The organism is Streptosporangium sp. NPDC002721 (assembly GCF_042888905.1).
Classification (GTDB): domain Bacteria; phylum Actinomycetota; class Actinomycetes; order Streptosporangiales; family Streptosporangiaceae; genus Streptosporangium.
This window is the reverse complement of the sequence record NZ_JBIAQI010000037.1, coordinates 39,258-55,092: the sequence shown is the minus strand read 5'-3', so window position 1 is coordinate 55,092 and position 15,835 is coordinate 39,258. Positions and strand designations below refer to the sequence as shown.

Annotated in this window: 12 protein-coding genes; 2 read left to right on the top strand and 10 right to left on the bottom strand. The window is 72.5% G+C overall.

Annotation, left to right across the window (positions count from 1 at the left end; translation table 11 throughout):
• Positions 1-75: 75 nt before the first annotated feature.
• Positions 76-2,061, top strand: coding sequence for a BTAD domain-containing putative transcriptional regulator (locus ACFYWM_RS38885; protein WP_389924989.1), 1,986 nt, complete (start codon positions 76-78; stop codon positions 2,059-2,061).
• A 281-nt stretch (positions 2,062-2,342) separates the two neighbouring features.
• Here the strand turns inward: ACFYWM_RS38885 and ACFYWM_RS38880 are convergent, their stop codons facing one another.
• The 6 genes from ACFYWM_RS38880 to ACFYWM_RS38855 form a co-directional block, all read right to left on the bottom strand.
• Positions 2,343-3,491: a helix-turn-helix domain-containing protein gene (locus ACFYWM_RS38880; RefSeq protein ID WP_389924986.1), complete on the bottom strand. Its 1,149-nt coding sequence runs from the start codon at positions 3,489-3,491 to the stop codon at positions 2,343-2,345.
• An 84-nt stretch (positions 3,492-3,575) separates the two neighbouring features.
• Positions 3,576-4,493, bottom strand: coding sequence for a class I SAM-dependent methyltransferase (locus ACFYWM_RS38875; protein WP_389924983.1), 918 nt, complete (start codon positions 4,491-4,493; stop codon positions 3,576-3,578).
• A gap of 326 nt (positions 4,494-4,819) precedes the next feature.
• Positions 4,820-6,298, bottom strand: coding sequence for a pectinesterase family protein (locus ACFYWM_RS38870; protein ID WP_389924980.1), 1,479 nt, complete (start codon positions 6,296-6,298; stop codon positions 4,820-4,822).
• 126 nt (positions 6,299-6,424) lie between these two features.
• Positions 6,425-7,948 carry an RICIN domain-containing protein gene (locus tag ACFYWM_RS38865; protein ID WP_389924978.1) on the bottom strand — a complete coding sequence of 508 codons (1,524 nt, stop codon included), beginning with the start codon at positions 7,946-7,948 and terminating at the stop codon, positions 6,425-6,427.
• A 777-nt stretch (positions 7,949-8,725) separates the two neighbouring features.
• On the bottom strand, positions 8,726-9,703 hold the full coding sequence (locus ACFYWM_RS38860) for an aldo/keto reductase (RefSeq protein ID WP_389924975.1): 978 nt from the start codon (positions 9,701-9,703) through the stop codon (positions 8,726-8,728).
• Positions 9,704-9,787: 84 nt separating this feature from the next.
• Positions 9,788-9,982, bottom strand: a complete 195-nt coding sequence (locus ACFYWM_RS38855; protein WP_389924972.1) for a DUF1918 domain-containing protein — start codon at positions 9,980-9,982, stop codon at positions 9,788-9,790.
• Between the two features lie 203 nt (positions 9,983-10,185).
• On the opposite strand from ACFYWM_RS38855, the gene ACFYWM_RS38850 reads away from it, so the two are divergent.
• Positions 10,186-10,563 carry an ArsR/SmtB family transcription factor gene (locus tag ACFYWM_RS38850; RefSeq protein WP_389924969.1) on the top strand — a complete coding sequence of 126 codons (378 nt, stop codon included), beginning with the start codon at positions 10,186-10,188 and terminating at the stop codon, positions 10,561-10,563.
• Between the two features lie 50 nt (positions 10,564-10,613).
• Here the strand turns inward: ACFYWM_RS38850 and ACFYWM_RS38845 are convergent, their stop codons facing one another.
• Genes ACFYWM_RS38845 through ACFYWM_RS38830 form a run of 4 tightly spaced genes read right to left on the bottom strand, consistent with a single transcriptional unit; the run spans position 10,614 to position 15,697 of the window.
• On the bottom strand, positions 10,614-11,528 hold the full coding sequence (locus ACFYWM_RS38845; protein ID WP_389924966.1) for an ABC transporter permease: 915 nt from the start codon (positions 11,526-11,528) through the stop codon (positions 10,614-10,616).
• Positions 11,525-12,874, bottom strand: coding sequence for an ABC transporter permease (locus ACFYWM_RS38840; RefSeq protein ID WP_389924963.1), 1,350 nt, complete (start codon positions 12,872-12,874; stop codon positions 11,525-11,527). Before ACFYWM_RS38840 ends, ACFYWM_RS38845 begins: the two co-directional genes overlap by 4 nt.
• Complete coding sequence (locus tag ACFYWM_RS38835; protein WP_389924961.1) at positions 12,871-14,586, bottom strand: ABC transporter ATP-binding protein; 1,716 nt, start codon at positions 14,584-14,586, stop codon at positions 12,871-12,873. The genes ACFYWM_RS38840 and ACFYWM_RS38835 overlap by 4 nt, the downstream gene beginning before the upstream one ends.
• Before the next feature lies 1 nt (position 14,587).
• Positions 14,588-15,697 (bottom strand): BMP family ABC transporter substrate-binding protein, encoded by a 1,110-nt coding sequence (locus tag ACFYWM_RS38830; RefSeq protein WP_389924958.1) that lies wholly within the window; start codon positions 15,695-15,697, stop codon positions 14,588-14,590.
• Positions 15,698-15,835: the final 138 nt, after the last annotated feature.

Here is a 15,835-nt window from a genome sequence, read left to right as displayed (position 1 = left end):
AATTCTGTGAGCCCGCCTCAACATAGCCCGGTCAGCCTTCAGAAAACGCCCGAACAGTCAACGGAGAACTCTCCCGTGGGTGCAACCATAGTGCGCGAGGAGGCGGAGGCGGGGGAGACCACCTTCGCCGTGCTCGGCCCCCTAGAGGCCCGCCGCAACGGCAGCCTGATCCCGCTCGGGCCCTTCAAACAGCGTGTGCTCCTGTCCCTGCTGCTCTGCCACGCCAACAGGATCGTGCCGGTGAACCAGCTCAGCACGGCGGCGTGGAGCGAGGAGCCGCCCCGGACCGCCCTGAAGAACGTCCAGGTCTACGTGTCCGCGCTGCGCAAGAACGTGCTCGGGACGGCCAACCGCGACCGGCTGACCTTCCATCCCCCCGGCTACCAGCTGCGGCTCGGCCCGCAGCACCTCGACATCCTGGTCTACGAGAACCTGGCGCGCAGGGGCCGCCAGCACCTGCGCGACCGCGAGATCACCAAGGCGGTGGGCCCGCTGCACGAGGCGCTGAAGCTCTGGCGGGGCGACCCCCTGCCCGACATGGCGCACGTGCCGCTGATCAGCGGCGAGCTCGCGCGGCTGCGCAACGAGCGCATGTCGGTCTACGAGGACTGGGCGGAGGCGGAGCTCATCCTCGGGCACCACGCCCACATCGTCGACTCCCTGGAGGAGAACGTCCGGAGCCACCCGCTCAGGGAGCGGCTGCGCAGCACGCAGATGATCGCGCTGTTCCGCTGCGGGCGGCAGTCGGAGGCCCTGGCGCAGTACGAGGACATGCGCCAGACGCTGGCCAGGGACCTCGGGCTGCGGCCCAGCCCGGTCCTCGAACGGCTCTACCGGGCGATCCTCGCGGGCGCCCCCTCCCTGGACGGCCCGCCCTCCGACGGCTCGCAGCACCTCGACGCCACGCCGTTCGGCGGCCCGAGGCGCGGCGGCGCGGCCGTGCTCAGACCGCCCTCCCCGACCGGCAACGGCCCGGAGGTGGTCGCCCACCTCAGCCAGCTCCCCCGTGACCTGGCCGACTTCACCGGCCGCCGCGAGACCGTGCGGAACGTCCTCGACGTCTTCCGCGACCCCCGGCACAGCCCACCGGTGGTGATCTCCGGTCCCGCCGGAGCGGGCAAGACGGCCCTCGCGGTGCACGCCGCCCACCTGCTCCGCGAGCGCTTCCCCGACGGGCAGCTCTTCGTGCGGCTGCGCACGGCGGGCGGCCGGGAGCGCTCGGTCCCCGACGTGCTGGCCGAGATCCTGCGCCTCTGCGGCTTCGACGGCGACCCGCCGCGCCGGGCCGGCGAGCGGGTCGCCGCCTGCCGGGCCTGGCTCGCGGAACGCAGCATCCTGCTCATCCTCGACGAGGCGTCGAGCGCGGCGCAGATACGGCCCCTGCTGCCCGGCACCGGCGACAACGGGGTGCTGATCACCGGCAGGAGGCGGCTGAGCGCCCTGGAGTCGGCGCACCACGTGGAGCTGCGGGGCTTCACCCCCGGGGAGGGCGTGGAGCTGCTGCGGCGGACCGCCGGCGCGGAGCGCGTCGACGCGGACCCGGCGGCGGCCCTGCGGGTGGTCGGCATCTGCGACAACCTGCCCCTCGCCGTCCGCATCGCCGGAGCGCGGCTGGCCGCCTCCCCGCACGTCCTGCTCCCCCTGTTCGCCGGCCACCTCACCGACGAGCACTCGCTGCTGGACGGGCTGTCGGTGGACGACCTGTCGATGCGCGCGTGCGCGGCCACCTACGAGCGCGACCTCGGGCCCGACCTGTGGGCCTCGCTGAGGCGCCTGGGCGCGCTGCCGACCGGCGAGTTCACCGTCGACGACCTGGCCGCGCTGCTCGGCTCCGACGCGCGGCTCGCCGCGGGTGTCGCCGACAAGCTCGTCGAGGCCCACGTGGTCACCGTGGTCGCCGTGGTCGCCGCGGAGTCGCGGCCCGCTCCGGTCTACCTGATCGCCGACTGGCTGCGCCTGTACGCGCGGGAGCGGCTGGAGCGGGAGGAGTCGGCGACGCAGCGCACGGCGGCCGAGAGGCGGTTGCGCGAGGCACGCGCCTCGGCGGACCCGGCACGGTGACCGGTTCCCAAACTCCATAAAAGCGCATCAAACTATAAGAAACTCATTAAAAGTACTTCCTGTATCTCACTTAACGGGCAGGACCTCGGTGAGCCCCGTCACCGGGAAGCCGGAATATCGGGAAGCCCGGGAGAACCGGTAAGGGGAATTGTTTCAGGGCCGAAAATCCCGGCGCCCCTTTACCGCATTTCATCCACCCCGCCCGCCCCGCTTTCCCGGCCCCGGAATCACGAGCCGGTTCCTCCCTGTCCCGGAATCACGAGCCGGTCCTTGAGGCGGGGTCAGCCGCCGGGCCGCCGCCGGGCGGATGGTCGCGCCGCGCCGGGCCCCGCCTCGCCGGCGGCCGGACTCATCAGGCGTACCAGCCGCATGGCCAGGTGCGCCCTGAGCCGGCCCGCGGAGTCGGCGAGGGAGAAGCCGAGAACGGCCTCCGCCCGCGCGATGCGGGCGGCCAGCGAGCTGTGGTGCAGGTGCACGGCGACGGCGGCCCGGCGGACCGTGCCCTCCGCGCACAGCGCGCGCACCGCCTCCAGCGCCTCGGCGCCGTACGGCCGCCGGGCGAGCTCCTCGACGGCTCGCACGTCGGGCAGGGCGGCGATCTCCTCGTCCGGCACATGGGTGGCGAGCAGGGCGAGCGCGCCGAGCTCGGCCCAGGCGACCACCCGGTCCGCCGGGTGCGGGCCGGTGAAGCGCAGGGCGGTGCGGGCCGCCGCCCAGGATTCGGCGGCCCCGGCTCCGCGCGTCTCCGGCCCGAGGCCGACGCGCCAGGTGCCGGGGGTCTCGGGCAGCTCGCCGGGCCCGTCGATCGCCGGGCCGACCAGCAGCGCCACGGTTTCACCCAGCCGGGCGGCGCGGACGTGGCGGCCGGCGACCCGCAGCCGGGCGGCCACGGCGGCCCCGTCGTCCCCCTCCCGGTCGTCGTCGGCGAGCACCGCGAGCACCTGGAGCGGGGCCGCGGGCGCGAAGCCGAGCAGCCGCAGGGCCCGTGCCCGCTCGGCCTCCCCGGCGTCGGCCGACAGGACCAGCTCCACCAGGGCGGGGTCGGTGCCGGCCTGGGCCTGGGCGGCGGCCCGCTCCAGGGTGACCTCCGCCGCGCCCGCGAAGCGCTCCAGGACGATCTCGTCGAGGCCGTGCGCCGTTCCCTCGCGTTCCATCCACACGGCGCCGAGCTCGGAAGCGAGCCTGCGGTGGATCGCCGGGTGGGGAGGCTCCTCGCACGGCTCGGGCACACCCCCGGGAACGACCCGCGTCCGCCTGCCGGTGCCCGCGTCGACGAGCCCGACCGGGCACTGCGCCAGGCGCGCGGTGGCCTGGAGCAGCACCGGGACGCCCGCGTGGTTCCGCACCAGCACGTCGAAGTAGGCGATGACGCGGACGGCGCTCTCCGCGTCGGAGTCGAGCGCCGACAGCCGCAGCAGTAGTCCCTGCACGGCTCCACACTAGGTCGCCGCCCGCGCTCCCGGCCAGAAAGGCACCCCGCCCCGGCGGGCCCGTACGGCACCGGGAAGGCGCGGTCAGCCGAGCGGGCGGCGGGCGGCCACGAGCACCGGGCCTCCCGGGACGGTGGGGAAGTGCTGGATCTCCTGGAGTCCCGACGACGTCAGGACCTCGGCCATGCGGTCCGTGTCGTAGGTGTTGCCGCCGTTGCGGACGGCGGTCCACCGGCCGACCGCCTGCCGCAGGGGGTCCTGAGAGGCCGGGTTGGTTCCCACGACGATCCATCCCCCGGGGACGAGGGCGTCGACCATCCGGGGCAGGGCGGCGTTCAGCACCGCCTCCGGCAGGAAGGGCGCGGGCAGCCAGATGAGGTCGTAGGCGGAGTGCTCGGCCACCTCGGCGACGTCCAGCCGGCGTAGCGACACGCGCCCGGCCGCCTCTCCGGCCCTGGCCAGCTCGACGCGGGCGAGATCCAGGACGCGGTCCAGGATGTCGATGCCGAGGACGTGGGCGCGGGGGAACTCCCGGGCCAGGGTGAGGGCGATCGCCGCCACCCCGGTCCCGACGTCGAGGACGCGGCTGCCCGCGACGTCCAGACGGTCGACCAGGCCGTTGAGCCGGGGGACGACCTTCGTGGCGAGCGCGCGGCCGGTCGCGGCGGACGCCCTTCCCTGGTTCAGCAGGACCTCGTCGTCCTGGTCGGCCCAGCCGCCGCCCGCGACGTCGTTCCCCTCGTGCGCCGCGGCGGCGACGGCCTGGCGCAGCGAGCTCAGCTTCGCCTCCCCCGCGCTCCGGGCCGTCGGGCCTTCCACGGGGCGGAGCGACGGGTGCGGGACGAGCTCGTCCCCGTTCCGTTCCACCAGCCCGGCCGCCTCCAGCACGGCGGTCCGCTGCGGGGCGGCGGCCAGCACGTCGGCCAGCGGGGTCGTCAACGCGTCGCGCATCGTCCCGATCACGGCGGCCAGGGCCCAGGAGGCGGCCTCCAGGGTGGCCACCGGATCATCCTCGAAGGCCGGATTTGATTTATCGTAAACAGACACGAAACCCCCGTAAAAGCTTTTACCAGCACTAACAACCAGAAATAGTACAGGTCAGGGGCTTCGAGACGGTCGGCCGAAGACCGGGAGCCGGGCCCGGGGAAGCTCGTCCCAGGGGCCCGGCCCTCGACGGGGTCACACCCCGTCACCGGCGAGGAGGATCGGAGGCGGGGGCCGGTCGCGGGCGGTGTCCCGCCGGATGATCCGGCCGGCCCGCGCGGCGGCCACCGCTCTCATCGATCTTGGAAATCGCCGGGGCGGGGTGTGACGGCGGCGCTCGCCGGTCAGCCGACCGGGTTCCAGCCGTCCGAGCCGGCCAGGTACCTCTGCGGCGTGTAGTTCGCGGCCTGGGAGTCGCCGAGCTGCGGCCGGTTGGAGTTGACGGTCGCGCCGGCGCCGGTGTTGCGGTACTCCAGGAAGCGGGCGTTCTGCCAGGTGTTGCTCGACATGTTCGTCCAGGGCTGGGCGGTCGCGATCGTCGCGCTCAGCGTCGACTCCCGGTACAGCACCTGCGCGTCGGGCCGCCAGGGCCGCCCCAGCGAGGTGTTGTTGTTCGCGGCGCCGGTGATGCGCGACCTGTAGAACAGGTAGCCGTACGTCTTGCCCGCCGCGGTGCTGGCCGCGGTGATGGGGCCGCCGGTGCTGCGCTTCTCGTGGATGTCGCAGCTGTGGAAGACGATGGTGCCGCCACCGAAGATGAAGTCGACGGTGCCCTCGACGTAGGAGTTCCTGACGTACGCGCGGGCCGAGTCGTTGACCAGGAGCGTGTCCTGGTCGCCGAGCACCCGGACGTTCGTCATGGTGGTGCGGTCGCCGTCCAGCCGCAGTGCCACGGCCTGGTGGCCGCTGGGGATGGTGCTCTCGTCGAGGTCGTTGGAGAAGGTCAGGTTCTCGGCGGTGACGTCGCGGCCCGAGATCAGGGCCGTGTAGCTGCCCGAGGTGCCCGAGGTGTACGCCGACCGGTTGTTGACGATGAGCGTGTTCGAGGGAGAGGAGCCCAGCCCTCGGAGGGTGACGTACGGCTTGTTGACGTTGACGATCTCCCGGTAGGTGCCCGGCTTGATCGTGATGACCACGCGGCCGCCGTTGTTCGAGGGCACCGCGTCGATCGCGGCCTGCACGGTCCGGTACCGGCCGGTGCCGTCGGACGCCACCGTCGGGGTCCCCGTGGTGGGGGTGGGGTTGGGGCCGGAGACCTGGTTGAAGGTCCACTGCATCCGGGCGACGTCGGAGCAGGTCTCCTCGACGACCGGGTTGTTGCCCGCGGTCGAGCCGTCCCTATTGCTCACACACAACCCCGACACCACGCTCCTGACCAGATACTTGCCCGAAGCCGCGCCGGAAGCGGTGAAGGTCCACAACTGCTGCGGCTTGCCGCCGTCCCCACACCCCCACTGCTGCAACTGCGTCCCCGAAACGGTCGAGGAATCAGGCACATCGACACACCGGCCACTCCTGCCGTTGGCCAGATTGAACCCACCGCTCTGCGCCACCGCCTTCCACTGCTGCTCGGCGGCAGCGGCGTTACAGGCCACCTGCACCAGCAACGCGCCGTTGTCGGCCGAGGCACCGGCCACGTTCACACACTTACCGCTGGAGGCCGAGGCCAGCGTGTACACACCACCCGCGACCGGCGCGGCGGCGGCCATGCCGGTCCCGGTCATGATGGCGACGACTGTGGCGGGCACCGCGAGGACCACCGCGATCACACCCGCGAGCCTGCTCCTCGGTACGCGGGACGGGGTGGATGCTCCCTGGCGCATGACGCGTCCTTTCCTGGGGGTGGGGAGTCCGGGCCCCCGCCGGTCGCGGGACGTCGTGACCCCGCGGGGGCCCGGTATGACGCCTCGGGCCGGCCAGGCGCTCCCACGGCCGGCCCGAGGCGCCGGTCACATGCCGATGTTGGCCTGCGGTCCCGCGTAGGTCCGCAGCAGCGCGGGGACCTGGGCGGCGGGGTCGAGCGTGTAGGAGTAGAACGAGCTCGGGTTGAAGGCCGACCCGCTGGTGGTCCGGTTGCCGGTGGAGTTGACCACGACGCTGCCGCTCTGGCGGAGCTGGGCGGCGGCGTCGGGGTAGTACGGGTCCTTGACGGTGTCGTAGTAGCTGTTCTCGATCACCATCTTGGTCGCGCCGCGCGCGTAGTTGCCGTAGCCGGTGACGTTCTGCAGGTGGTTGTTGTACAGGTGGGCGTAGGCGACGTTGTCGGTGCTGGGGTTGCGCTGGTTGGTGTGGTGGATCCAGTTGTGGTGGATCGTCATGCGTGAGGTCACGTTCTCGGTCCAGCCGATGCCGAAGGACTTGTTGTTCTCCGACAGCACGTTCCAGGAGACGGTCAGATAGCTGGTGTCCTTACGGCTGTCGATCAGGCCGTCGTTCATCCGCGTGATCGTGTTGTGGTCGATCCAGATGTGGTGCGCGGTGTCCATCTGGATGCCGTCGTAGTCGAAGTCCTTGTCGTCGGGGTCGTCGGAGGCCATCCGGGTGTCGCGGATCGTCAGGTTGCGGATGATCACGTTGTGCACGCCCTCGCCGAGGAAGAACCCGCCGTTGACGATGTGCCCCCTGGTCCCGACGCCGATGATCGTCTTGTTGGAGGCCACCCTGATCTCGGTGCCGTACGGGGTGACCGTGATCGCGCCGTTCACCCTGATCACGTAGGGGGCACCGGCGGTGGCGTACCTCACCAGGTCGGCGTACGTCGTGACGGTGACGGTGGTTCCGGCCGCGCCGCCGGTCGTCGTGGCGTCGCCCATGCCGCTGGTGGAGGCGAACCCGTCCGCGTTGTTCGACCAGACCCGGCCGGTGGGCGTCGGGCTCGGGGTGGGGTTGGGGCCGGAGACCTGGTTGAAGGTCCACTGCATCCGGGCGACGTCGGAGCAGGTCTCCTCGACGACCGGGTTGTTGCCCGCGGTCGAGCCGTCCCTGTTGCTCACACACAACCCCGACACCACGCTCCTGACCAGATACTTGCCCGAGGCCGCGCCGGAAGCGGTGAAGGTCCACAACTGCTGCGGCTTGCCGCCGTCCCCACACCCCCACTGCTGCAACTGCGTCCCCGAGACGGTCGAGGAATCAGGCACATCGACACACCGGCCACTCCTGCCGTTGGCCAGATTGAACCCACCGCTCTGCGCCACCGCCTTCCACTGCTGCTCGGCGGCAGCGGCGTTACAGGCCACCTGCACCAGCAACGCGCCGTTGTCGGCCGAGGCACCGGCCACGTTCACACACTTACCGCTGGAGGCCGAGGCCAGCGTGTACACACCACCCGCGACCGGCGCCGCGACCGCCTGCGAGGGCCACGCGACCGCCACCAGAACGGTCGCGACCAGCAGGACCGCGGCGGCGGGAAGGCCGACCAGCCGGGCCGCCGACCATCGTCGGCGGCGGGGGGACGCTGAGCTTGGGTTCATCGGTTCTCATCCTCGAAGTTCGTGGGGGGCGATTCTTCGTGGCCGGCGAGTCGTCTGCCACAGGGCGGCGGCGCGACAGGGCGACAGCGGTCTCGCGAGCCGGAGCGGCAACGGTCGATCGAGGTCAGGGCGTTGGGACATTGAGGTGTCGGGGCCGTTCACGAGGTGTCCCGCGACCGGCCCCGGCCAGGTCTCCCGAATACGGGAGGCCGGTTTCCGTAATGTAGGTAGCCTTAATAAGTTTGTCAATCCTACAAACTAAATTGCGCGACCATCCTGCCGGAACGCATGAAAGCAAGCGTGAGACATTCAGCCGATCAGTGCCGGCGCCGTTCCGGATGACGATCGTGGGTGCCGCACGGCGAGGCGGAAAACAGCGTCGCCGTGGAGGGCGGGGTCACCGTGGAAGGCAGGTTCGAGACGCGGCCGGCGCGGGGACGTGTCGTCACACCCGCGCTCGTGGCGGGCCTTCGAGGACTCGGGGTCACTCGCGCCGGGCGGGAGGGACGGAGAAACAGGGCCGAGGGGCGCCGGTCCGGCTGGGGCGAGGCGTAGCCGGGAAAAGAGCGGCCCCAGGGAGCCCTGGTCCAACCAGGAACAGAGCAGGGAAGCACCGGTCCCGCCGGGGCGCAGCCGGGAAGCAGGGGGCCGGCAGGGAAAGGGGCGGCCCCGGGGAACTCCGGTCCGGCAGGGAAGGGCGGAGCCGGGAGGTGCCGGTCCGGCCTGGGTGTCGTTCCCTGCCGGACCGGCCTGTTCGAGCCGTTACCGGCTACAGGGCTACCAGCGCTGGTGGACCTGCGGGCGGATCAGCTCGTCGTAGATCTCCCGTACGCCCGCGAGGGTGGACTCGGGCAGCGCGTCCACGGCGGCGGCGGCCGCGTTGGCACGGGCCTGGCCGGGGTTGCGGGCACCGGGGATGACCACGGAGACACCGGGCTGGTCGATGATCCAGCGCAGCGCGAACTGCGCCATGGTGGTCTCCGGCGGTACCAGCGGAGCCAGGCGGCGGACCGCCTCCAGGCCGGTGGCGAAGTCGACCCCGGAGAAGGTCTCACCGACGTCGAAGGACTCGCCGTGCCGGTTGTAGGTGCGGTGGTCGTCGGCGCCGAAGACGGTGGACTCGTCGTACTTGCCGGACAGCAGGCCGCTGGCCAGCGGGACGCGGGCGATGATGCCGACCCCGGCCTCGGCCGCCGCCGGGAGCACCTTCTCCAGCGGCTTGAGCCGGAAGGCGTTGAGGATGATCTGCACGGTGGCCACGCCCGGCCTGGCGATCGCGGTCAGCGCCTCGTCGCAGGTCTCCACGCTCACCCCGTAGGCGGCCACGCGGCCCTCCTGGACGAGGGTGTCGAGGTCGTCGAAGACCCTGTCCGTCGCGTAGACCGGGGTGGGCGGGCAGTGCAGCTGCACCAGGTCCAGGGTCTCGACGCCGAGGTTGGCGCGGGAGCGGTCGGTCCACGCCCGGAAGTTGTCCAGGGTGTAGGCCGACGGCTCCTGCGCGACGCGGCGGCCCATCTTGGTGGCCACGGTCAGCCCCGGCCTGGCCTTGATCAGCTGCGAGACGATCTGCTCGCTGCGCCCGTCGCCGTACACGTCGGCCGTGTCGACGAAGGTGACCCCGGCGTCCACGGCGGCGTCGAGGGTGGCCAGGGCCTCGTCCTCGCCGACCTCACCCCAGTCGGCCCCCAGCTGCCACGCGCCGAGCCCGACGACGCCGATCCGCCTGCCTGTTCTTCCCAATTCGCGCTGTTCCACATCAGCGATCGTAGTCCGCGCGACACGGTGGGACTCACCGGCACCCGGGGGCGGCGGGCCGGCGGGACGGACCCTCGTCGGAAGCTACCCCGACACGCTCGGCATCACGTGGGCGTCGGGACCGGGGAAGACGAGGCTCTCGTGCTCGTCGCCCTCCCAGCGGACCACGTAGGGCGGGCTTCCGTCCTCGTTGCGCAGCTCGATGATGAATCCGATCTTGCGGGGAACACCGTCATGGGCGCTCTCCACGATCAGCTTGTCGCCTACGGTCGCCTTCACTGTCGCCTCCTGGATCAACCTGGATCAGCCGGGGCCGGCCGGGGCCGGCGGAGCGCCGGTTCTCCGGCAGCCCTCCCCCTCCGTCCCTTCCATGGGATCACCCTGTGGCGCATTCGTCCAGGTCAGAGGCACGGCATGCCGATCGGACGGCCTCATCGGCTTCAGACTTTACTTATATAAGCCGATCCTGGGACAGTGAGGTCATGCACGCGCTCGACGTTCTCGGTGATCCGGTCCGGCGCCGCATCCTGGAGCTGCTCGCCGACGGTGAGCGGGCGGCCGGTGAGATCAGCGCCGTGGTGCAGGAGGAGTTCGGGATCTCGCAGCCCGGCGTCTCCCAGCACCTGCGCGTGCTGCGCGACAACGGGTTCGCGACCGTGCGCGCCCAGGGCACCCGGCGGCTGTACGCCGTCGACCCCGCCCCGCTGCTGGAGGTCGACAGGTGGCTCGACCGCTACCGGCACTTCTGGAACCAGCGCCTCGACGCCCTGGGCACCGAGATCGCGCGGGGAAGGCGCGAGCGTCGCCTCGCCGAGGCGGAGAACCCGCCGCCCCCGGGCACGGGCGGGAACGGCCCCTGACCCTCCTGCCTCCCGGGGCGGGGTCCGGAAAGACCTCGGGGCCCGGGATTTCAGGGGGAGCCCCGTTCGAAGGGCCGTCCCAGCGCTCCCGGTTCGCGGCGCCGGTTCGTGAAGAGCAGCATCGCGAGCAGCGCCACCAGGTACGGCGCCACCATCAGCAGCTGTGAGTTCAGCGTCAGGCCCAGCGCGGGCAGCGCGAGGCGCAGCGCGTCGGCCAGGCCGAAGAGCGCGCAGCCGAGCAGGGTGCGTCCCAGCCGCCAGCCGCCGAAGATCACCGCCGCGATCACGATGTACCCACGCCCGGCCGTCATGTTCTGGTTGAACGAGCCGACCTCGCCGACCGCTAGGTAGGCGCCGCCCAGCCCGGCCAGCGCGCCGCACCACAGCAGTGCCTGGCGGCGGCGCGCGTTGACCCGGACGCCGGTGACGTCTGCGGCCCACGGCCGCTCGCCGACCGCCCGCAGCTCCAGGCCCCACCTGCTTCGCTCGACCAGCCACCAGGTCAGCGGGACGACGACGATCAGCAGGTAGACCGGCCAGCGCTCGACGAAGAGCGGGGGGCCGATCAGCGGGATGTCGCGCAGCCAGGGGACACTGACCTGCGACACCTGGTGGGAGTCGAAGTCGCTGATCGTGATCAGGTAACCGGTCAGCCCGAGGACGAGGGCGTTGAGCACCAGGCCGACCACGAAGGTGTTGATCTCCAGGCGGTGGGAGAGGTTGCCGTGGACGAGGCCGACCAGGAGCCCGATCAGCACTCCCGCGACCAGCCCGGCGGTGGCGCTGCCGGTGGCACTGGCCGTGGCGACCGAGCCGAACGCGGCGCCCAGCATCATCGCCTCGACGGAGATGTTCATGGCACCGGCCCGCTCGGCGAGATACTCCCCGCACGCCGCGAAGGCCAGCGGCACGGTGAGCCGTACCCCGCTGGACAGGATGGTGGAGACGTCGTCGGCGGCGATCACGGGGCGGCCCCCTCGGCGACGGGCGCGGACCGGTGTTCTGCGTGCCCGGCGTGACCGGCGTGACCGGCGCGGACACCGGCCCCGCGGCGCCGGAGCGCGGCGAGGACGGCGGGCGGGGCGACGAAGGCCAGCACCAGCAGTGCCTTGACCACGTCCACGACGAACGGGGGCACGCCGGTCGCGGCGAGGAAGCCGCCACCGGAGCGCAGCGCGCCGAACAGCAGGGCGACGGGTATCGCCCGCGACGGCCGGTTGCGGGCGACCAGGGCGACCAGCAGGCCGTCCCAGCCGATACCCATCGCCATGCCGGGCTGCAGGCGGTGGACGCCCACCGGGCTGGTGAGCAGCACGGCCCCGGCCAGCCCGGCGAAGGCGCCGGAGACGGCCAGCGCCGCGCCGCCCAGCGCGCCGACGCGCACCCCGGCGTGCCTGGCGGCGAGCGGGTTGAGGCCGAGCATGGTGAGCCGGAACCCCCACCGGGTACGGGCGACCACCACCGCGACGATCACGGCTCCGGCCAGCGCGATCAGCAGGCCCCCGTTGAGCTGCAGGTCCGGGTACTCCCCGATCGAGCCGAGCAGGGCGCTCCCCGGCAGCGGGTTGGACTGCGGCGCGACGACGGCGTCGCCGACCCTCGTCTCCCGCAGCAGCCACGGCGTGTTGACCGCGAACGCGACGAGCTGCTGGGCGACGAAGGTCATCAGCAGCGTGCTGACCACGACGTCGACGCCGCGCAGCCGGTACATCAGCGAGCTGAGACCGGCCCACGCGCCACCGGCCAGCGCGGCGACCGCCAGCACGACCACCAGCAGCGCCGGGCCGGTGACCGCCAGGCGCAGCCCCACCCAGGCCGCGAAGAGGGCACCGACGAGCACCTGGCCCTCCTGGCCGATGTTGAACACGCCGGACCTGGCGCTGACGCACGCGCCCACGGCGACGAGCAGCAGCGGCGCCGCGTACAGCAGGGTGGAGGTCCAGGCCGCCCGGTCGGCCACGCTGCCCTGGAAGAGGGCCTGTAGGGACGCGAGGGGGGAACCGCCGGTCACGGCGATCAGCAGCGACGACAGGGCGAGCGCCACGACCACGCCCGCGACGGTCGCCAGGCCGGTCCTCCAGCCGGACCCGCCGGAGCCGGGGACGAGAAAGGCGAGCAGGCGGCGGCCTGACAGGTCCCGGGTGAAGTTCACGCGAGGCCGGGCCGGGTTCCGGGTGGGGGTCGCGGGGCTCTGAGCGAGGGGCACGGGATCTTGGGCCGGGTCCCGGGCGAGCGTCGCGGACTCCCGGGCGGAGTTCCGGGCGGGGTCGCGGGCAGGGTCGCGGGCGGGGTCCCGGGGGGTTTCGTTCACGCGGGGACCCCGCCCAGGAGCATTCCGAGCCGTTCGGCCGTGGCCTCCCGCGTGGGCAGGACGCCGGTGATCCTCCCCGAGGAGATCACCGCGATCCTGGAGGCCAGCGCCATGACCTCCTCCAGGTCGGTGGAGATCAGCAGCACCGCCACCCCTCCCGACGCGGCGTCGCGCAGCCGCCGGTACACGTCCTCGGTGGCGCCCACGTCCAGCCCGTACGAGGGCCGGGCCGCGACCAGGACCGCCGGGCGGGCCGAGAGCTCGCGGGCGAGCACGACCCGCTGCCGGTTGCCTCCCGACAGGTCGCGCAGCGGGGTGTCCGTCGACGGGGTGACGATGCCGAACTCGGCCACCAGGCGGCGGGCCAGGGCGTGCGTCTTCCCCCGGTCGAGGAACACCCGGCCGCTCACGGCGTCCAGCGACTTCATGACCAGGTTCTCGGCGACGCTCATGTCCAGCACCAGCCCGGAGCCGTGCCGGTCCTCCGGCACGATGCCGAGCCCGGCGGCGTGCAACGCCCCCGGGCGGTCCGGCTCGACCGGCCTTCCGGAGACCTCGACCGACCCGGAGTCCGGTACGACGAGCCCGGACAGCAGGTCGCCCAGGGCCGACTGGCCGTTGCCCTCGACGCCGTACAGGCCGACGATCTCACCGGGGGCGACGTCCAGGCCGAGCTCGGACAGGACGGGCACGCCGTCGACGGTGACGGTCAGGCCGCGCAGCCGCAGCGCGGGTGCCGGGACACCCGTCCTTCCGGCCGCCGTGAACCCCGGAGGACCCGCGCCTCCCACGCCCGCCACTCCGGTTCCCTGGGTCCCGGTCCCCTCGGTCCCGGTCTCGTCCTTGTCCGTCGTGAACACGGTGAACGCGGTGGACCCGGTGGACCCGGTGGACCCGGCGGACCCGGCGGACCCGGCGGACCCGGCGGACCCGGCGGACTCACGCGTCCCGGTCGGGGAGACCTCCCTGCCGACCATCCGCCTGGCCAGCTCTCGCGGGTCCGTCCTCGCGGTGGCGCTGCGGAAGACGACCTTCCCGCCGCGCAGTACGGTCACCCGGTCGGTGGCCGCGGTGATCTCGTCCAGCTTGTGGCTGATCAGGATGACCGCGCGGTTCTCCGAGCGGACCACGCGGCGCAGCACGCCGAACAGTTCGGCCGACTCCGCCCGGGTCAGCACGGACGTCGGCTCGTCGAGGATGAGCACCGCAGGGTCCCCGCGCAGGCACTTGATCAGCTCGACCCGCTGCCGCTCCCCCGGCGAGAGCCGCGCCACCCTGGCCAGCGGGTCGACCGGCAGGCCGTAGCGCCGGGAGATCTCCCGGACCTGGTCGCGGGCCGCGGCCCTGTCGATCCTCCCGGTGTCGCCCAGGATGACGTTCTCCCAGACCGTCAGCGGGTCGACCAGGCTGAAGTGCTGGTGCACCATGCCGATGCCGAGCGCCGCCGCCTCTCTCGGGCCGCCGATCTCGACGGGTTCCTCGTGGCGCATGATGGTCCCGGAGTCTCTTTGGACGAGTCCCATCAGGATGTTCATGAGCGTCGACTTTCCGGCCCCGTTCTCGCCGAGCAGGCCGTGGATCTCGCCCCCGTACACGGTCAGGTCCACGGCGTCGCAGGCGACGACCGGACCGTAGCGCTTGCCGACCCCCAGCAGCCGGAGCGCGGGCACCGGTGGCGTGGGGAGATCCCCCGCCCGTCCGTCTTCCGTCATGTCAGGAACCGAGCCTCTTCACTTCCGCCTTGGGGTCGATCTTCCCGCTGCCGACGTCGGCGATGAACGTCCTCAGCCTCTCCTCCTGCTCGGGGGTGGGCTTGCAGATCCTCACGGTGGGAAACGGGTCGACGCCGAGCTTCCAGACCCTCTCCACGCCCATCCGCAGCTTCGCCGCGGCGAACTCCTCCAGCGCGGCCCCGAAGTAGTCTCCGGGGCTGAAGAGCACCGAGACGTCGAAGGTGGGCCGGGTGGAGGCGCACCGGTCGGTGCCCGGGGTGAGGGTGAGCACGCCACCGGCGTCGGCCAGCTCCACCGACGCGTCGGTGGCCCCGCCCAGATAGGGGTAGACGACCTTGACGCCCTGGCTGATCTGCGCCTGGGTGGCCTCCTTGGCCTTGGCGGAGTCGTTGAGGTCGCCGCTGTAGGTGACCGTCAGGGTGGCCTCGGGGACCACCAGCCGGATGCCCGCCCTGAAGGCCCTGGCCGCCGCGGTGGTGAAGTCGACCTCGGGGCCGGTCACGAAACCGGCCTTGGTCGCGCCCTTCTCCTTCATGAGCAGGCCCGCCGCGTACCCGGCGGCGAGCAGGCTCTGGTCCGCCTCGTCGGTGGAGAGCATGATCCTCGGGGTCTGCGGGACGTTGTCGGACGAGGGCACGTACCAGGCGGTGCCCGCGCACACGGGCTCCTCTGAGGCGGGGATCGCGTCCCTGAGGTCCGCGGCGCCGAGGGCGACCATGTCGACCTTCTGCCTGCACAGCGCCCGCGCGGCGTTGAGCGCCTCGCTGGTGTTCACGCCGCCGCGCTTGATGATCGTCCAGCCCTTCGAGGTGGCGAACCTCTCCGCCGTGTCCACGAAGCTCTGGTAGTAGCCCTTGTCGTTGATGTCACCGGGGCTCAGCACGCCGATGACGACCCGGCCGTCGCCGTTGACGTCCGGCTGGCCCGCGAGCACGGTGCCGCCGTCCGCCGCCGCTCCGGTGGCGGCCGGGGTGGAGGGAGCGGCCCGGGGTGCCGTGGCGTCGCCGCTCGCGCACCCGGCCAGTGCCGCCGCGGTGAGACAGGCGGTCAGCGCGGCCGTGACCCGGCCCGTTCGATGGTGTGCGGCCATGAAGATCCTCTCGATCTGGTACGCGGGCGCCGCCCACGGGGCGCGGGCGGGGGACGATGCCTGGTCGCGGGCGGGGAGTGTACGGGCGTACTGCGGGCGGTTCGGGAGAGACGAGACTCGGTGACGGTCAGGTGGACG